At 60.6% G+C, this 17,130-nt stretch carries 19 protein-coding genes; all 19 read right to left on the bottom strand.

What is annotated here, in order from left to right:
* Positions 1-70 precede the first annotated feature (70 nt).
* Positions 71-1,210 (bottom strand): flagellar biosynthesis protein FlhB, encoded by a 1,140-nt coding sequence (gene flhB / locus ACZ0A4_RS03025; RefSeq protein ID WP_463573020.1) that lies wholly within the window; start codon positions 1,208-1,210, stop codon positions 71-73.
* Positions 1,211-1,213: 3 nt separating this feature from the next.
* Positions 1,214-1,999 carry a flagellar biosynthetic protein FliR gene (gene fliR, locus ACZ0A4_RS03020; RefSeq protein WP_047599973.1) on the bottom strand — a complete coding sequence of 262 codons (786 nt, stop codon included), beginning with the start codon at positions 1,997-1,999 and terminating at the stop codon, positions 1,214-1,216.
* Positions 2,000-2,002: 3 nt separating this feature from the next.
* Positions 2,003-2,272 (bottom strand): flagellar biosynthesis protein FliQ, encoded by a 270-nt coding sequence (fliQ, locus tag ACZ0A4_RS03015; protein WP_007920026.1) that lies wholly within the window; start codon positions 2,270-2,272, stop codon positions 2,003-2,005.
* The gene (gene fliP / locus ACZ0A4_RS03010) at positions 2,269-3,027 is read right to left on the bottom strand and encodes a flagellar type III secretion system pore protein FliP (protein WP_003222895.1); all 759 of its coding nucleotides are present in this window, start codon (positions 3,025-3,027) and stop codon (positions 2,269-2,271) included. Before fliP ends, fliQ begins: the two co-directional genes overlap by 4 nt.
* Positions 3,027-3,479 carry a flagellar biosynthetic protein FliO gene (fliO, locus tag ACZ0A4_RS03005; RefSeq protein ID WP_463573018.1) on the bottom strand — a complete coding sequence of 151 codons (453 nt, stop codon included), beginning with the start codon at positions 3,477-3,479 and terminating at the stop codon, positions 3,027-3,029. The genes fliP and fliO overlap by 1 nt, the downstream gene beginning before the upstream one ends.
* Positions 3,480-3,929 carry a flagellar motor switch protein FliN gene (fliN, locus tag ACZ0A4_RS03000; RefSeq protein ID WP_007920031.1) on the bottom strand — a complete coding sequence of 150 codons (450 nt, stop codon included), beginning with the start codon at positions 3,927-3,929 and terminating at the stop codon, positions 3,480-3,482.
* Between the two features lie 56 nt (positions 3,930-3,985).
* Positions 3,986-4,954, bottom strand: coding sequence for a flagellar motor switch protein FliM (gene fliM / locus ACZ0A4_RS02995; RefSeq protein WP_007920032.1), 969 nt, complete (start codon positions 4,952-4,954; stop codon positions 3,986-3,988).
* Between the two features lie 9 nt (positions 4,955-4,963).
* Positions 4,964-5,467, bottom strand: a complete 504-nt coding sequence (gene fliL, locus ACZ0A4_RS02990) for a flagellar basal body-associated protein FliL (RefSeq protein WP_007920033.1) — start codon at positions 5,465-5,467, stop codon at positions 4,964-4,966.
* 326 nt (positions 5,468-5,793) lie between these two features.
* Positions 5,794-7,161 (bottom strand): flagellar hook-length control protein FliK, encoded by a 1,368-nt coding sequence (locus ACZ0A4_RS02985; RefSeq protein ID WP_463573017.1) that lies wholly within the window; start codon positions 7,159-7,161, stop codon positions 5,794-5,796.
* 104 nt (positions 7,162-7,265) lie between these two features.
* Positions 7,266-7,613 (bottom strand): Hpt domain-containing protein, encoded by a 348-nt coding sequence (locus ACZ0A4_RS02980; protein WP_463573015.1) that lies wholly within the window; start codon positions 7,611-7,613, stop codon positions 7,266-7,268.
* Between the two features lie 31 nt (positions 7,614-7,644).
* A complete protein-coding gene (locus ACZ0A4_RS02975; RefSeq protein WP_463573013.1) occupies positions 7,645-9,348 on the bottom strand; it encodes an ATP-binding SpoIIE family protein phosphatase in 1,704 nt (567 codons plus the stop codon).
* Positions 9,349-9,353: 5 nt separating this feature from the next.
* Entirely contained in the window at positions 9,354-9,659 is a 306-nt protein-coding gene (locus ACZ0A4_RS02970) for an STAS domain-containing protein (protein WP_463573012.1), read from the bottom strand.
* 190 nt (positions 9,660-9,849) lie between these two features.
* Positions 9,850-10,299 (bottom strand): flagellar export protein FliJ, encoded by a 450-nt coding sequence (gene fliJ / locus ACZ0A4_RS02965; protein WP_463573010.1) that lies wholly within the window; start codon positions 10,297-10,299, stop codon positions 9,850-9,852.
* 6 nt (positions 10,300-10,305) lie between these two features.
* A complete protein-coding gene (gene fliI, locus ACZ0A4_RS02960) occupies positions 10,306-11,664 on the bottom strand; it encodes a flagellar protein export ATPase FliI (RefSeq protein ID WP_463573009.1) in 1,359 nt (452 codons plus the stop codon).
* Positions 11,654-12,460 (bottom strand): flagellar assembly protein FliH, encoded by an 807-nt coding sequence (gene fliH / locus ACZ0A4_RS02955; RefSeq protein WP_463573008.1) that lies wholly within the window; start codon positions 12,458-12,460, stop codon positions 11,654-11,656. The genes fliI and fliH overlap by 11 nt, the downstream gene beginning before the upstream one ends.
* A 4-nt stretch (positions 12,461-12,464) precedes the next feature.
* The gene (fliG, locus tag ACZ0A4_RS02950) at positions 12,465-13,484 is read right to left on the bottom strand and encodes a flagellar motor switch protein FliG (RefSeq protein ID WP_007920042.1); all 1,020 of its coding nucleotides are present in this window, start codon (positions 13,482-13,484) and stop codon (positions 12,465-12,467) included.
* Positions 13,477-15,264: a flagellar basal-body MS-ring/collar protein FliF gene (fliF, locus tag ACZ0A4_RS02945; RefSeq protein WP_463573007.1), complete on the bottom strand. Its 1,788-nt coding sequence runs from the start codon at positions 15,262-15,264 to the stop codon at positions 13,477-13,479. Before fliF ends, fliG begins: the two co-directional genes overlap by 8 nt.
* A 15-nt stretch (positions 15,265-15,279) precedes the next feature.
* Positions 15,280-15,609: a flagellar hook-basal body complex protein FliE gene (fliE, locus tag ACZ0A4_RS02940; protein ID WP_123452716.1), complete on the bottom strand. Its 330-nt coding sequence runs from the start codon at positions 15,607-15,609 to the stop codon at positions 15,280-15,282.
* A gap of 128 nt (positions 15,610-15,737) precedes the next feature.
* Entirely contained in the window at positions 15,738-17,129 is a 1,392-nt protein-coding gene (locus tag ACZ0A4_RS02935; RefSeq protein ID WP_463573005.1) for a sigma-54-dependent transcriptional regulator, read from the bottom strand.
* Position 17,130: the final 1 nt, after the last annotated feature.

Below are 17,130 nucleotides of genomic sequence, written 5' to 3'. Positions count from 1 at the left end.
AATAGCGGCGAGCGCACCTGTCAGAGTTGACAGTAAAGGGAGATCTCAGACCAATGGCTGCACAGCAACGTCAGGAATCGCGACGCAGATCCGGCGGAATCGGCAAGTCGTCCTTGAGCGGATCCGGGCGTTTGCCCTTGCCCGCGCGGTACTGGCGGATCTGGTAGACGTAGGCCAACACCTGCGCCACCGCCAGATACAGCCCACCGGGGATTTCCTGATCCAGTTCGGTGGAGTAGTAGATCGAGCGCGCCAGCCCCGGCGATTCGAGGAGCATGACGTTGTTGGCCACGGCAATTTCGCGGATCTTCAGGGCGAGGAAGTCGCTGCCCTTGGCAATCAGCATCGGCGCGCCGCCCTTCTCGGAATCGTATTTGAGCGCGACGGCGTAGTGCGTCGGGTTGGTGATGACCACGTCGGCGTCGGGAATCGCCGCCATCATCCGGCGCTGGGACATTTCGCGTTGGGTCTGACGGATGCGTTGCTTGACCTCGGGGCGCCCCTCCTGATCCTTGTGCTCGTCGCGCACTTCCTGCTTGGTCATCAGCAGTTTCTTGTGGGCTTCCCAGAGCTGCACCGGCACGTCGACGGCGGCGATGATGATCAGACCGCAGGCCAGCCACAAGGTACTCCAGCCGACCAGCGTGACGCTGTGAATGATCGCCATCTCCAGCGGCTCATGGGCGATCCGCATCAAGTCATCGACGTCTGATAACAGCACCACCAACGCCACCCCCAAGGTGACCGAAAACTTGGCCAGCGCCTTGAGCAGTTCGACCACAGCCTTGAACGAAAACATCCGCTTCAGGCCTGCCGCCGGGTTCATCCGGCTGAATTTTGGGGCCATGGAACCGGCCGCGAACAGCCAGCCACCAAGCGAGATCGGGCCGATCAGGGCCGCCAGCAACAACGTGATCATGAACGGCTGGATCGCCACCAGCGCCATCTGACCTGACTTCAACAGAAATGCGCCCATGGAACCCTGGTCCATGATCACCTCACGCGACAGCGTGAAGTTCAGGCGCATCAGCTCCATCAGATCCTCGGCCAGCATGCCGCCGAACACCAGCAGCGCCCCGGCGCCGGCCATCATCACGGCGAGGGTGTTGAGCTCTTTGGAACGGGCAATCTCGCCCTTTTCACGGGAATCCTTTTTGCGTTTCTCCGTGGGGTCTTCTGTTTTGTCCTGACCGCTTTCGCTCTCTGCCATGACTCAGCGCGCCCGTGCCAATTCACGTAACAGCTGCAAGGCTTCGCTGGCCAGCGGCTGGTACTGATTGAGAATGTCCGCCAGACCGACCCAGACGATGAACAGCCCGAGCACCAGGGTCAGCGGAAACCCGATGGAGAAAATGTTCAGTTGTGGCGCCGCGCGGGTCATCACGCCAAACGCGATGTTGACCACCAGCAGCGCAGTGACGGCCGGCAACACCAGCAATAGCGCGGCGCCCAACACCCAACCGAGCTTGCCGGCCAATTCCCAGTATTGCGCCGTCATTAACCCGCCGCCGACGGGCAGCGTGGTAAAGCTTTCAGTGAGGACTTCGAACACCACCAAGTGGCCATTCATCGACAGGAACAGCAACGTCACGAGCATGGTGAAGAACTGCCCGATCACCGCCACCGATACACCGTTGGCCGGGTCGACCATCGAGGCGAAGCCCATGCCCATCTGAATCGCCACGATCTGCCCGGCCACTGCAAAGGCCTGGAAAAACAGTTGCAGGGAAAACCCGAGTACCGCACCGACGAGAATCTGCTCGGCTATCAGCAGCAAACCGCTGAGATCTAGCGGGCTGACCGCCGGCATCGGCGGCAGGCTCGGAGCAATGCACACGGTGATGGCCACGGCGAAATACAGGCGGATCCGCCGCGACACCAGCGTGGTGCCGAACACCGGCATGACCATCAGCATCGACGCCACGCGAAACAGCGGCAACATGAACGAGGCCACCCAGGTACTGATCTGGGTGTCGGTCAGCTGAAGCAGCGATTGCATGGCTTAGCCGATGACCATCGGGATGTTTTTGTACAACTGAATGATGTATTCCATGAAGGTCTGCACGATCCACGGACCGGCGACGATCAACGTCACCAGCATCACCAGCAGACGCGGGAGGAAGCTCAGGGTCTGTTCGTTGATCTGCGTCGCGGCCTGGAACATCGCCACCAGCAAGCCGACCAACAGACTCGGCACCACCAGAATCGCGACCATCAGCGTGGTCAGCCACAGCGCTTCACGAAAGATATCGACCGCGACTTCCGGCGTCATGGCGAGACACCTCCAAAACTGCTGGCCAGGGTGCCGATGATCAGCGCCCAGCCATCGACCAGCACAAACAGCATGATCTTGAACGGCAGCGAGATGATCAGCGGCGAGAGCATCATCATACCCATCGCCATCAGCACACTGGCCACGACGAGGTCGATGATCAGGAACGGGATGAAGATCATGAAGCCGATCTGGAACGCGGTTTTAAGCTCGGAGGTGACGAACGCCGGCACCAGAATGGTCAGCGGCGCCTGATCCGGCGTGGCGATGTCTGTGCGCTTGGACAAACGCATGAACAGCTCCAGATCACTGGTGCGGGTCTGCGCGAGCATGAAGTCCTTGATCGGCACCTGAGCTTTTTCTACCGCTTGCTGGGCGGTGAGTTTTTCCGCCAGATACGGTTGCAGGGCATCGTTGTTCACCCGGTCGAACACCGGGGCCATGATGAACATGGTCAGAAACAGCGCCATGCCAGTGAGGATCTGGTTCGACGGCGTCTGTTGCAGGCCGAGGGCCTGACGCAGGATCGAGAAGACAATGATGATCCGGGTGAAACTGGTCATCAGGATCACGGCCGCCGGAATGAAGCTCAGGGCGGTCATGATCAGCAGGATCTGCAGACTGACCGAATACTCCTGCGCGCCATCGGCGTTGGTGCCCAGCGTGATCGCCGGGATCGACAACGGATCGGCGGCGAACGCCAGCGGCGCGGCCAGCATCAGGGCCAGCGTCAAGACGATGCGTAACGCACCCATTACTTCTTATCCTTCTGATCCTTGCCGAGAATCTTCAGCAGATGCTGGGCAAATTCCGGGGTCGCTTTGTCACTGGCACTGGGCACCTCGACCGGCTCCTTGAGCACATGCAGCGCGGTGATCGTGCCGGGGCTCAGACCGAGCAGAATCTGCTCGTTGCCGACCTGCACCAGCATCAACCGATCACGCGGCCCGAGCGCGCGCGAACCGATCAGCTCGATCACCTGGCCCTTGCCGGCCGGACCTGCCTGCTGCACCCGGCGCAATAGCCAGGCAAGGAAGAAGATCAACCCCAGCACCAGCAGCAGGCCGAACACCAGTTGCGTCAGTTGCCCGGCCACGCCGCTGTTGACCATCGGCGCGGTGGCGGCAGGCACTGTGGTGGCGGTCGACGGTTCGGCGGCCAGCACGCTCAATGGCAATGCCAGCAAAGCCCAGAGAAACCGTTTCACTCAGCGCAGCTTCTTGATGCGTTCGCTTGGGCTGATCACGTCGGTCAGGCGGATGCCGAACTTCTCGTTGACCACCACTACTTCGCCGTGCGCGATCAGCGTGCCGTTGACCAACACGTCCAGCGGCTCGCCGGCCAGACGATCAAGCTCGATCACCGAACCCTGGTTGAGTTGCAGCAGGTTGCGGATGTTGATGTCGGTGCTGCCCACTTCCATCGAGATCGACACCGGGATGTCGAGGATCACGTCCAGGTTCGGGCCGTCGAGGGTCACCGGGTCGTTGTTCTTCGGCACGCTGCCGAACTCTTCCATCGGCAGACGCGAGCCGCTGGCTGCGTCGGCAGCCAGCAGGGCGTCGATGTCAGCCTGACCATCACCGGTTTCTTCCAGGGCGGCAGCCCATTCGTCAGCCAGTGCCTGGTCGTCCTGGGCGTTCATATCGTCATTCATCATTTGTCCTCGGCGGGCAAAAATTCAGTTAAATGCTTGGGGGTTGGAGCGCCGCTTCAGCGACGCTCGATCGGCTCGATCACCTGCAACGCGAGGTTGCCTTTGTGCGAGCCCATCTTGACCTTGAAGGCCGGCACGCCGTTGGCGCGCATGATCATTTCGTCCGGCATCTCGACCGGGATCACATCCCCCGGCTGCATGTGCAGGATGTCGCGCAGCTTCAACTGGCGGCGCGCGACGGTGGCGCCGATCGGCACGTCGACATCGAGGACGTCCTGACGCAGGGCGTTGACCCAGCGCTCGTCCTGATCGTCGAGGTCGGACTGGAAACCGGCGTCGAGCATTTCGCGCACCGGCTCGATCATCGAGTACGGCATGGTCACGTGCAGATCGCCGCCACCGCCATCGAGTTCGATGTGGAAGGTGGAGACCACGATCGCTTCGCTCGGGCCGACGATGTTGGCCATGGCCGGGTTCACTTCCGAGTTGATGTACTCGAAATTGACTTCCATGATCGCCTGCCAGGCTTCCTTCAAATCGACGAAGGCCTGCTCCAGCACCATGCGCACTACGCGCAGTTCGGTCGGGGTGAATTCACGCCCTTCGATCTTGGCGTGACGGCCGTCGCCACCGAAGAAGTTGTCCACCAGTTTGAACACCAGTTTGGCGTCGAGGATGAACAGCGCGGTGCCGCGCAGTGGTTTGATCTTGACCAGGTTGAGGCTGGTCGGTACGTACAGCGAGTGCACGTATTCGCCGAACTTCATCACCTGTACGCCACCGACGGCAACGTCCGCCGAGCGGCGTAGCATGTTGAACATGCTGATGCGGGTGTAGCGGGCAAAACGCTCGTTGATCATTTCCAGAGTCGGCATGCGTCCACGGACGATGCGATCCTGGCTGGTCAGGTCGTAGCTTTTGACACTGCCGGGTTCGGCAGCGTTATCGGTCTGTACCAGACCATCGTCGACGCCGTGCAACAGCGCGTCGATTTCATCCTGGGACAGCAGATCCTGCACGGCCATGTCGTGTTCCTACTGCAGTACGAAATTAGTGAAAAGCAACTGTTCGATCACCACTTTGCCCAACTCTTTCTGCGCCACTTCCTGGACGCTGGCGGTGGCCTTCTGGCGTAACATCTCTTGGCCGACCGGGGTCGCCAAGGTGGCGAAATCCTGACCGGAGAAGAGCATCACCAGGTTGTTGCGGATCACCGGCATGTGCACTTTGAGCGCTTCCAGATCAGCCTGATTACGCGCCAGCATGGTGATGCTCACCTGCATGTAGCGCTGACGGCCGTTCTGGTTGTAGTTGGCAACGAAGGCTGGCGCCATCGGCTCGAAAATCGCCGGTTGTTTGCCGACAGGCGCTGCATCAGCGGCCTCGGCAGGTTTGCTCTGGGCACTGTGCATGAAGAACCAGGTCGCTCCCACGGATGCACCAATGGCCAACAGCAACGCCAGTACGATCACAATGATCAGCTTGAGTTTGCCTTTGGTTGCGGGGTCTTTCACTGCTGCTGTTTCGCTCTTCGCCATGCCAATAATCCGTCACTATTCGGGTTTTCACAGTCGCACGCCAAGGCAAGAGCAAGTGTTATGCCAGAAGTGTCGGTAGTCGTGGAGACAACGCTAAAGTCAAAAGCTGCCCTCACCCCAGCCCTCTCCCGGAGGGAGAGGGGGCCGCCCGAGGTGTAAAACGTCAAACACCGACCTGAAAGACCGGTCGATTAGGGACTCATCCATCAAGTCTTGACGATCATGGATTCACAGACGCTATTTCAAGTCGGTGTAAATCTCCAATATCCCCCAATCAGTCCCCTCTCCCTCCGGGAGAGGGCTAGGGTAAGGGCTCTTGATTTTGATCAGGCGTAGTAGTCGACGGCGCTGGTGCCGATCACGCTGGCGGTCTGGGCAGCGGCTTCAGCAATGGCGGCAGGCGCCAATTCTTCATCCGCCGAATCGAGGCGACCGCCGGCAGCGTTGGTGCGGCCACTTTGGCCCTGCTGCGCCTGTTCCTGACCCTGCTGACCCTGCCAGCCACGACTCTGGTCGGAGACATTGACGTCGACCTGGCCCATGCCCTGCTGGTTAAACATCTCGCGCAGACGATGCATCTGGCCGTCCAGCGCTTCACGCACACTTGGATGCGCACTCATGAAGGTCACTTGGGTCTGTTGATCCGGGACCATGTTCACGCGAATGTCCAGACGACCCAGTTCGGCTGGTTGCAACTGAATGTCCGCCGCCTTCAGGTTGGCGCTCGACAGATACATGACGCGGTTGACCACTTCTTCGGTCCAGCCACTCTGGTGCATGGCGATCGGCTGATTCACCGGCACCGCGTTCGCGGTCTTGGGCGTGGCGGCTTGAGTCAGTGCCGCCAGACGGTTGGCGAAGTCGTCCACGCGGGTATCGCTGGTGGCTGTCTTGAGATCTTTGAGGCCATCGTCGATCAAGCCGCTGAAGGCTTTGTCGCCACCTTGGCTAGTGCTGTCCTTGTCGGCTTGCACGTCGAGCATGCTCGCCATGCCGGCGGCGAAGTTTTGTGCCGCAGTCAATTCGCCATCGGCCTGAGCCTGAGCCGGCGAAGCCTTCGGTTGCGCCTGACTGGCGGCAGAAATGTGCCCGCCCTGCTCCATCGCCATGCGCACGGCCGGCATCGAGTCGAGCGGATCGGCCGAAGGATCGAAATCGCTGTCGGTGGCCGGTGCCGGATCTTTGACCATACCCGGCAATGCGGCGAGCGCAGGCGTTTCGGCTTCAGGCTGCGCAGGGGTTACAGCTGGAGCGGGCACCACAGGCGCCGTCACCACAGGCTGCACAGCCGTGGCCAATGCCGGATCAAGTGTCGGGTCAACCGGCGCAGCATCCACCACTGGCGCCTGGGAAGTGTTCTTGCCGTCGTCGCTGCTGGCGGTGGTGTCATCGGTCGCTGCGGTTTTGTCGGCAGGCAAGCCGTTGCCGCTATCGGCAACCGCCGGTTGCGCAGCGGCAGACTGATCCTTGCCGAGATCCTTTTTGCCGCTGTTGTCAGCGACCTTGTCACGCGACGATTTGGGCGAATTGTCGGCGCTGGCGACAGGCTTGCTCGACCCCTGATCGGCGAACACTTTGGCGAAGCTTGAGGCTTTATCCCCAGTATCGACGGCCATGGCCGACGCTTTGGCCGAGGCGGCTTGCGCCTTGGCCAAAGCGGCGTTCTGAAGAAGGATGTTGGGGGTCGCAGGCATGAAACGGTCTCCGCTGCACTGGGATCGTAGGTACAGTTGCGGAGATAGCTGCAAGTGCCGGGCCAGTTTTGTCCGACGCTTGAGAAAAGCGCCGGACGGCGGGATCAATGCGTGTGAGCGGGATGTTTTTCGCTTTCGTAAACCGGGCGAACTTCGGCAAATTCGCCACTGATCTCAGCGACCAGTTTGACTATTTCCGCCGGACTCTTGTCTTTGGCGTCCGACTCCAGTTCCTGGCAGAGCGCCGCCAACCGCACAGCGCCCATGTTACTGGCGCTGCCCTTGAAGCTATGGGCAACCTCCGACAACACTTTGGCATCCGCTGTTTTTCGCAACTCAACCAAGCGACTTTCGGAATCTGCCAGAAAGGTATCCAGAAGCTCCGGATAACCCTCCTCCATGACATCGCGCAGTACGCTCAGCGCCTCGCGATCAATATGTGTGTCAGCCACTTGCTCACTCCTTGATCAAGAATTGCGCGGATTATGCCTCAACCTCCCAGGAAAACTCCACGCGGGCACTACGACCTTCGTCCGACCAACTGGCGTTGCGCCCCAATTGCCGGACCAGACTGACACCGCGTCCCGACAAACGGACACCGTCCAGCGGCCGCTCCATGACTCGCGCCACATCGAAACCCTTGCCACTGTCCTCAAACCGAATCACCAGACAACCGCCCTCGCCTCGTGGTTGCACCTGCAAATGCACGCGCACGAAACCGTCCTGCAATGCCTCCAGACGATCGTTGCGCTGCTGATAGTAGCGAGCGAAACCCGCCGCATCGCGCTTGAGGCTGGAGTCCAGACCGAGTACGCCATGCTCGAGGGCATTGGAATACAACTCCGCAAGCACGCTGTACAAAGCACCACTCTGCGCCCGCAACCCATGCACCTCAAGCAGCAACTGCAACAGGTATGGCAACGGATTGAAACGCTTTAACGTCGCGCCACGGAATTCGAAACTCACCGACCAGTCGAGCGGGCACGACTGGCCACTGTCGGAATACACCGGCGCCGACGGCTTGACCTGCGCCGGTTCGAGCAGGCTGACCTCGACCATGCTCACGTCGTCACGGGCCTCTCCGCGAAAATCGCGCAATGCCTGTTCGATGTCCTCGAACAAGCGATCCGGCTCGCGGTTGGCAGCGAACACCTGCTGCAAACGCTCGACACCGAACAGTTGATCGCTGGCATCGCTGGTGTCGATCACCCCGTCGGACAACAGAAACACCCGATCATCGATGGCCATCGGATGCACTTCCGTACGGTCGTCAAACGCCTGCGCGCTCAGTACGCCCAACGGCAAATGCCGCGCCGCCAGCGGCACACGCTCACCACTGGCGATCCGATGCAGATAGCCGTCAGGCATGCCGCCGTTCCACACTTCGACTGAGCGTCGCTGAAAACTCAGGCAGAGCAACGTGGCGCAGCAGAACATGTCCACCGGCAGGATGCGCTTGAGCTTGGCGTTCATCTCGCGCAGGGTTTCAGCCAGACCATAGCCCTTGGCGGTCATGCCGTAGAACACCTCGGCCAAGGGCATCGCCCCGACCGCTGCCGGCAAACCATGACCGGTGAAATCGCCCAACAACACATGCATGTCGCCCGCTGGCGTGTAGGCCGCCAGCAGCAGGTCACCGTTGAACAGCGCATAAGGTGATTGCAGGTAGCGGATGTTCGGCGCACTCAGGCAACCGGAGTGCGCAACCTTATCGAACACCGCTTTGGCCACGCGCTGTTCGTTGAGCAGGTAATCATGATGTTTAGCGATCAGATCGCGCTGTTGCAGCACGGTCGCTTGCAAACGGCGCAAGCGATCCATCGCCTTGATTTTGGCGGCGAGGATCACCTGGTTGTAGGGCTTCGCCAGAAAGTCGTCGCCGCCGGCTTCCAGACAACGGGCCAGCGCTTCGCTTTCGGTCAGCGACGTGAGAAAGATGATCGGCACCAGCATCTCGCCCGCCAACGCCTTGATCTGCCGCGCCGCTTCGAAGCCGTCCATGACCGGCATCATCGCGTCCATCAAGACCAGATCGGGTTGCTGGCGGCGAAACAGATCGACCGCTTCGGCACCGTTGGCCGCCGTCAGGACCTGGTGACCCTGGCGGCGGACGATGGTCGACAGCAACAAGCGATCGGCGGCGCTGTCTTCGGCGATCAGAATGGTCAGCGGCTCTTGCGCCTGCATGGCCGTCAACTGATGTCGAAGAGTTTGTCGAAGTTTGAGATGGCGAGGATCTTTTTCACGTCGGAGCTGCTGTTGACTACTCGCACGTCCGAGTTATCGCCACCGGCGTGATCCCGCAGCAGGAGCAGCATGCCCAGCGCGGAGCTGTCGAGGTAGGTGGCCTCTTTCAGATCGACCACGATGGACTCAGGTTTCTTTTGGAGTCGCTCATAGGAATCGCGAAATTCCTGATGGCGACCAAAATCAAACCGACCCTTGACGGAAATCGTCAGCTTTTGACCATCTGGAGAGACTTCTGTAACGACTGACATTGACTGGCTTCCTTGTCATTGACGAACCTGTACAAGGTTTAGCACTTGCACAGGGTTGCAGCAAGGCGCAACGCAGGAACAAATGTGGGAGCGAGCCTGCTCGCGAAAGCGTCGTGCCAGTCAACACTTGAGTCAACTGACCGAATGCCTTCGCGAGCAGGCTCGCTCCCACAGGGTCTGGCGGTGCGATTTAGAAGGGGTTCTGTCGGGGCAAGCGCTGCGACAACTCGTCGAGCAGCTTTTGCTCGCGCTTGTCTTCGAGGCGTTGCGCCTCTTCGCGATAACGCTGCACCAGTTTGCGCAGACCTTCGACCTTGGCGAACGCCTGTTGCCATTCCTCGCGCGCCTTGTCGAGCTTGTTCTGGTGCCAGACCAGGCTCTGCCGCTGCTGATCAACCGCAGTGTCGAGTTGCGCCAGAAAGCCCTGAAAGCCCAGCAACCATTGCCCGCTCACGCCGGTGGCGCCACGCACGATCCATTGCTCGGAGTAGTCCAGACGGAAGGCATTGAGGTCGGCGAGCTTGCTTTCAGCGACCTTCACCTGGCCCTGAAAATAGCCCAGCCGTTGCACGGCGGTTTTCTCGGCCTGTTCGGCCATGTCCACCACCGGTGCCAGGCGTGCGGCGCGGCTGACGGCCATGACCGGTTACCCGCCCGCCGCTGGCGCGAACAGGGTTTCGAGGTAAGCCTGACTTTCGCCCATGTTGATTTTGTCGTTCAGCCCCTGACGCTGGTAGCGGACCAACTGCGGTTGCAGGGAAATCGCCAGATCAGTCTCGCGGTCGCCGCCGGCAACATAGGCGCCAACGCTGATAAGGTCGCGGCTCTGCTGATAACGCGACCACAACTGTTTGAAGTACTGCGCGCGCTGCATGTGCTCTGGCGAAACCACCGCCGGCATCACCCGGCTGATCGACGCTTCGATGTCGATGGCCGGATAGTGACCTTCTTCGGCCAGACGCCGGGACAACACGATGTGGCCGTCGAGTACGCCTCGGGCCGAGTCGGCAATCGGGTCCTGCTGATCATCGCCTTCGGACAACACGGTATAGAACGCGGTAATCGAACCACCGCCCTTCTCCGCGTTACCCGCGCGCTCTACCAGCTTCGGCAGCTTGGCGAACACCGACGGCGGATAACCTTTGGTCGCGGGCGGCTCGCCGATGGCCAAAGCGATTTCCCGCTGGGCCTGGGCGAAACGGGTCAGCGAATCCATCAGCAACAGGACGTTCTTGCCCTTGTCGCGGAAATACTCGGCGATGCGCGTGCAATACATCGCCGCGCGCAGACGCATCAACGGCGCATCGTCCGCCGGCGAGGCAACGACGACGGAACGCTTGAGGCCTTCTTCACCGAGGATGTGCTCGATGAATTCCTTAACTTCTCGCCCCCGCTCACCGATCAGACCAACGACGATAATGTCGGCCTCGGTAAAACGGGTCATCATGCCCAACAGTACCGATTTACCAACACCGGTACCGGCGAACAGGCCCAAACGCTGACCACGGCCGACCGTCAGCAAACCGTTGATGCAACGGATACCGACATCCAGCGGCACGCTGATCGGGTCACGGTTGAGCGGGTTGATCGTCGGGCCATCCATCGGCACCCAGTCTTCGGCTTTCATGCCGCCCTTGCCGTCCAGCGCACGTCCGGCACCATCGAGCACACGGCCGAGCATGCTCATGCCCATCGGCAAGCGCCCGGTATCGACGAGTGGCACCACGCGGGCGCCGGGGGCGATGCCGGCGACACTGCCGACCGGCATCAGAAAGACTTTGCTGCCGGAAAAACCCATGACTTCCGCTTCCACCTGGGACGGATGATAGCTGTCGTCATTGATCACCAGGCAGCGCGTGCCCATGGCGGCGCGCAGGCCTTCGGCTTCGAGGGTGAGGCCGACCATGCGCAGCAGGCGACCTTCAAGAATCGGCGCGCCGGCAATTTCAACGGCCTCGGCATAACTGCTCAGGCGCTTGGCGAAACTGGTGCGTTCAAGGCGCATCGGGTTCGTCCGCGAGCGGCTCTTCAGGCGTGGCCGCCGGTTTTACGTCTTCTGGAATGTCCAGAGTCAGATCCGCTTCAGCCGGGTGCAAAGCCTGTTCGTGCAACTGATCGAACAGTTTGGCCATGACCTGAGTAACGCGGGTTTCAATGCTCGCATCGATGCGGCTGTGCTCGGTTTCAACCCGGCAGCCGCCCGGCAGCAGTGATTCATCTTCGACGATGCGCCAGGTTTCCTCATGACGTTCGCGCAGGGCTTTGGCCTGTTCGAAGTCCTGCGGATTGACGTACAGACGCACATTGTCGACGCCCAACGGCAACAGCTTGAGCGCATCGCGCATGACGTGTTCGATCTGGCTGGAATCGATGGCCAGTTCGCGCTTGATCACCTGTTTGGTGATGTGTTGCACAAGGTCGACCAGCGACTTTTCGATCTGCGTGTCTTGTTCGGCGATGGGCTCGAACAGGTTCGCCATCAGTTGCTCAAGGCTGGCAAGTTTTGCCGCCAGTGCCACTTCAGCTTCCTGACGGACCTTGAGCGTGGCGCTGTGAAAGCCTTCTTTCTCGCCGATGCCGAAGCCCTCGTTGTAAGCCTCCTGACGGATGCTTTCGAGCTCTTCCAAGGTCAGTGGCTGGACTTCTTCCAGCGGCACTTCTTCCATTTCCGGCGGTTCGGGTTCCGGCTCTGGCTCGGGTTCCGGCTTCGGCGGATCGAAGCTGGGCAGTGCCCAGGATTCGAAACCACGGACATCGCGGGCACGGATCAGATCCGTCACATCGTCGTCGTGCTTGTCCATGGGCTTAGATCATTTCCTCGCCACCTTTGCCACCGAGTACGATTTCGCCGGCTTCGGCCATACGACGGGCAATGGTGAGGATTTCTTTCTGTGCCGTTTCGACGTCGCTGACGCGTACCGGGCCTTTGGCCTCGAGGTCGTCGCGCAACAGTTCGGCGGCACGTTTGGACATGTTCTTGAAGATCTTCTCTTTGACGCCTTCGTCGGAACCCTTGAGGGCCAGCACCAGCACGTCGGAAGATACTTCGCGCAGCAACGCCTGAATGCCACGGTCGTCGACATCGGCGAGGTTGTTGAACACGAACATGAGGTCTTCGATCTGACCGGACAGGTCTTCGTCGACTTCGCGGATCGAGTCCATGAGCTGGCCTTCGATCGAGCTGTCGAGGAAATTCATGATGTCTGCCGCACGCTTGATGCCACCCAGGGTGGTGCGCGAGGCGTTCGAGTTGCCGGAGAACTGCTTCTCGAGAATCTGGTTCAGCTCTTTCAGTGCCGCTGGCTGCACAGTGTTCAACGACGAGACGCGCAGGATGATGTCCAGACGCACCTTGTGGTCGAAGTTGCCGAGCACTTCACCGGCCTGATCCGGGTCGAGGTACGCGACCACGATCGCCTGAATCTGCGGGTGTTCGTAACGGATCACGTCGGCAACGGCGCGCGGCTCCATCCATTTCAGGCTGTCGAGGCCGCTGGTGTTGCCACCGAGCAGGATGCGGTCGATCAGGCCGTTGGCCTTGTCTTCACCCAATGCCTGGGTGAGCATTTTGCGCACGTAGTCGTCGGAACCGACGCCGAGGCTGGTCTGGTCGCCGACGATGTCGACGAACTCGCTCATGACCTGCTCGACCTGTTCGCGATGGACGTTGCCCATCTGCGCCATGGCCACGCCGACGCGCTGAACCTCTTTCGGGCCCATGTGGCGCAGCACTTGCGCGGCATCGGTCGAACCCAGGGACAGCAGCAGAATCGCGGCTTTGTCGACCTTGTTCAGTTTGACGGTTGCGGCTCGGTTATCACTCATCTGCGTTAATCCACTCTTTCACGACCTGAGCCACGCGACCCGGATCCTCGGCCACCAGACTCTTGATTGCATTCAGTTGCGCGTCATAACCCTCACTTGGGCTCGGCAACAGAATGCTCTGCGGACCACCGAGGCTCACGCGGTCGTTGGAAAGTTCGCCGTCCAGGCCGCCCATCCCGCCGAGTTCCACGTCACTGCCAAGACCGGCCAGCTCCTTGCCTTTGCCGCCGCCGGTGATGTTGTTGAGCACCGGACGCAGCACACCAAACACCAGCACCAGGATGAACAACACACCCAGCACTTGTTTGACGATGTCCCAGAACCATGGCTGGGAGTAGAACGGAATATCGGCAATCACTTCGCCGCGCTCGGCGGAGAACGGCATGTTGATCACGCTGACGCTGTCGCCACGGCTGGCGTCGAAACCGACGGCGTCCTGCACCAGACGGGTGAAGCGCGCCAATTCGTCGGCGCTCCACGGCGCACGGCTGGTTTCACCGTTGGCGGCGTTGATCTTGACCTGATCGTCGACCACCACCGACACCGACAGACGATTCAGGCGACCCTGCTGCTGTTTGGTGTGGCTGATGGAACGGTCGAGCTCGAAGTTCTTGGTGGATTGTTGACGCTTGTCGGCCGGGTACGGCGCGAGCATCGGCTGGCCGGTGGCCGGGTCCATGATCTGCTGACCGTTGGCGTCAACCAATGGCTGACCTGGCTGCACCATCGCGGCTGGCGCTGCGGCACCACCGGTGGTTTGCGGCGCCGAGGCAGGCGCTGGCGGCTGGTTGCTCAGGGCACCTGGCACGCCTTGCGGGCCATTGCTGGCAGTGCGTTGTTCATTGACCGACTGCTCGCTGCGCAACGCCGGTTGATCCGGGTTGAACTGCTCGGCAGTCGACTCGACGGCATTGAAATCGATATCGGCCGAGACTTCAGCCTTGTAGCGGTCGTTGCCCAGTACCGGTTGCAGAATGTTGTGCACGCGCTGGGTGAGCATGCTTTCCATGCGGCGGCTGTAATCGAACTGCTTGCCGGCCATGGTCATTTCGGAGTTTTCCGCCTGATCAGAGAGCAAGGTGCCCTTCTGGTCGACGACGGTGATCTGCGATTTGCTCAACTCGGGAACGGAAGTCGCGACCAGGTTGATGATCGCAATCACCTGACCCGGCTCCAGCGAACGACCGGAGTACAACTCAACCAGAACCGAAGCACTTGGCTTGCGTTCGTCACGGACAAACACCGAGCTTTTCGGAATCGCCAGGTGCACGCGGGCACCTTTGACGTTGTTCAGGCTGGAAATGGTCCGCGCCAGTTCACCTTCGAGGCCGCGACGATAACGCGTCGCTTCCATGAACTGGCTGGTGCCCAGACCCTGTTCCTTGTCGAGGATTTCGAAACCGATATTGCCGTCGCTGGGAGTGACACCAGCAGCAGCGAGTTTCATCCGCGCACGGGACAAATCATCGGCCTTGACCAGCAAAGCGCCGGAGTTAGGCTCGACGTTGTAAGGAATGTCGGCAGCGGCCAGGGTGTCCATGACCTGCTTGGCGTCCATGCCGGCAAGGCTGCCGTACAACGGACGGTAATCCGGCTGCTGCGACCACAGCACCACGGCAAAGCCAATCGCCACGCTCGCAGCCAGGCCGACCAACAGGCCCACCTGACGCAGCATGGTCATCTCGGAGAGGTTTTCCAGGAAGGACAGGCCGAACAGCGGCGGTTTGCCGTCTATCGGGGTGGCCTTGGCCGGAACGTTATCGGCGACTGCTTCTGCCATGACTCAATCTCGTCCTTAAACCGGCATCTGCATGATGTCTTGATAAGCCTGAACCAGCTTGTTGCGCACCTGGGTCAGAGCCTGGAACGACACGCTGGCTTTTTGCGAAGCGATCATCACGTCCGTCAGATCGACGCCGCTTTTGCCCACTTCGAATGCATTGGCCAACTGAGTCGACGCCTGCTGGGTATCGCTGACCTTGTTGATCGCCTGACCGAGCATGTCGGAAAAGCTGCTGCCCGCCAGTTCAGGGACAGCGGTCGTCGATTTCGGTGCAGACATGGCATCCAGCTTCATGGCCTTCATGTCTGTCATCAACCGATTAAATTCAATACCTTGGCTCATGGTCTACTCTCTTGGGCGGCCCGCAATTTTTTGACACTCACTCGGCGGGTACACAGGTATTAGCAACAAGGGTGCCAGCTCATGGGCACCCCTTTCAGAAAAGCGTTTTCAACTTTTTGCAGCGCAGCTCAGGTGGCGAACAGATAGCCTTCGACGTCCATTCCGGCATCACGCATTTGCGCCAGTTTGTAGCGCAGGGTGCGCGGGCTGATGCCGAGCTTTTCTGCAGCTTCCTTGCGTCGTCCACGCTCGGCGCGCAGGGTGTCGATAATCATCTGAAACTCCCGGCGGCGCAGGTCATCGCCCAGAGCACCGGCCGAATCTGCATCGATTTCCACCTCACGAATCACCGCAGAACCCGGCGCGGCGACGGGCATCGCGGTGTACGTCACGGGACCGGCCAGACAGAAATCCTGCGGCTGAATCAAACCGCCCTGCTGCAAGATCAGCGCACGCTGAATGGCGTTATCCAGCTCACGCACGTTGCCCGGCCACGGGTAAGCGGTCAGGCAGGCTTGCGCGTCTGGCGATAGTTTCGCCGCCGCGTGCTTCATTTTATTGACGTGTTTGGCCAGCAACCTTTCGGCCAGCGGCAGGATATCGGCAGTGCGCTCGCGAAGTGGACGCCAAGCCAAGGGGAAAACCGACAGACGGTAAAAAAGGTCCTCACGGAAACGACCCGCCGCCACTTCGCCGGCCAGATCACGGTTGGTGGTGGCGACTACGCGTATATCCAGAGCAATTGGTTTACGCGCACCAACGCGTTCGACCTCACGCTCCTGCAACACACGCAGCAGTTTGGCTTGCAGGCCGAGCGGCATTTCGGAGATTTCGTCGAGCAGCAGCGTGCCGCCGTCGGCCTGTTCGAACTTACCGGCCTGCGCCGCGATGGCGCCGGTGAACGAACCCTTTTCGTGACCGAACAACGTGGCTTCGAGCATGTTGTCCGGGATCGCGGCGCAGTTGATCGCAATGAACGGCTGACTGGCGCGATGGGATTGTTGGTGAATGTAGCGCGCCAATACTTCTTTACCGGTCCCGGACTCGCCGGAGATCAGCACCGTGGAATCACTGCGCGCTACCCGCGCCGCCAACTCCAGCAATTGCGCACTGGCCGGCTCGACCGCCACCGGACCTTCGCCGTCACTTGCACCGATGCTACCCAGCGCATGCCGCGCCACCAGATCCAGCAAGGCCTTGGGCTCAAACGGTTTGACCAGATAATCCGCCGCACCCTGACGCATCGCATCGACCGCGCGCTCGACTGCACCGTGCGCCGTCATCAGCAGCACCGGTAATTGCGGTTGGCGGGCACGCAGCAGGGAAAGCAATTGATGACCGTCCATGCCGGGCATGTTGACGTCGCTGACCACCAGACTGAACGCCTCGCGCGCCACCGCCGTCAGCGCATCCTCAGCGCAACCGACCGCGTGGTAATCGTGGCCGGCCAGCAATAACGTGTCGGCCAGCGCCTCGCGCAACGAGCGGTCATCCTCGACCAGCAAAACCTTGATGCCCATG

The organism is Pseudomonas sp. AC172, from assembly GCF_979258595.1.
The sequence above is the reverse complement of the archived record's forward strand: the minus strand, read 5'-3'. Positions and strand labels throughout refer to the sequence as shown.

Excerpts from the sequence above, each read along its gene's own strand:
- fliH (WP_463573008.1), bottom strand. The coding sequence starts at position 12,460 with ATGGACAAGCACGACGACGATGTGACGGATCTGATCCGTGCCCGCGAT.
- fliR (WP_047599973.1), bottom strand. The coding sequence starts at position 1,999 with ATGCAATCGCTGCTTCAGCTGACCGACACCCAGATCAGTACCTGGGTG.
- fliL (WP_007920033.1), bottom strand. The coding sequence starts at position 5,467 with ATGGCGAAGAGCGAAACAGCAGCAGTGAAAGACCCCGCAACCAAAGGC.
- ACZ0A4_RS02935 (WP_463573005.1), bottom strand. The coding sequence starts at position 17,129 with ATGGGCATCAAGGTTTTGCTGGTCGAGGATGACCGCTCGTTGCGCGAG.
- fliJ (WP_463573010.1), bottom strand. The coding sequence starts at position 10,299 with ATGGCCGTCAGCCGCGCCGCACGCCTGGCACCGGTGGTGGACATGGCC.
- fliM (WP_007920032.1), bottom strand. The coding sequence starts at position 4,954 with ATGGCCGTGCAGGATCTGCTGTCCCAGGATGAAATCGACGCGCTGTTG.
- fliI (WP_463573009.1), bottom strand. The coding sequence starts at position 11,664 with ATGCGCCTTGAACGCACCAGTTTCGCCAAGCGCCTGAGCAGTTATGCC.
- flhB (WP_463573020.1), bottom strand. The coding sequence starts at position 1,210 with ATGGCAGAGAGCGAAAGCGGTCAGGACAAAACAGAAGACCCCACGGAG.
- fliP (WP_003222895.1), bottom strand. The coding sequence starts at position 3,027 with ATGGGTGCGTTACGCATCGTCTTGACGCTGGCCCTGATGCTGGCCGCG.
- fliQ (WP_007920026.1), bottom strand. The coding sequence starts at position 2,272 with ATGACGCCGGAAGTCGCGGTCGATATCTTTCGTGAAGCGCTGTGGCTG.
- ACZ0A4_RS02975 (WP_463573013.1), bottom strand. The coding sequence starts at position 9,348 with ATGCAGGCGCAAGAGCCGCTGACCATTCTGATCGCCGAAGACAGCGCC.
- ACZ0A4_RS02985 (WP_463573017.1), bottom strand. The coding sequence starts at position 7,161 with ATGCCTGCGACCCCCAACATCCTTCTTCAGAACGCCGCTTTGGCCAAG.
- fliF (WP_463573007.1), bottom strand. The coding sequence starts at position 15,264 with ATGGCAGAAGCAGTCGCCGATAACGTTCCGGCCAAGGCCACCCCGATA.
- fliG (WP_007920042.1), bottom strand. The coding sequence starts at position 13,484 with ATGAGTGATAACCGAGCCGCAACCGTCAAACTGAACAAGGTCGACAAA.
- ACZ0A4_RS02970 (WP_463573012.1), bottom strand. The coding sequence starts at position 9,659 with ATGTCAGTCGTTACAGAAGTCTCTCCAGATGGTCAAAAGCTGACGATT.
- fliE (WP_123452716.1), bottom strand. The coding sequence starts at position 15,609 with ATGAGCCAAGGTATTGAATTTAATCGGTTGATGACAGACATGAAGGCC.
- fliN (WP_007920031.1), bottom strand. The coding sequence starts at position 3,929 with ATGAATGACGATATGAACGCCCAGGACGACCAGGCACTGGCTGACGAA.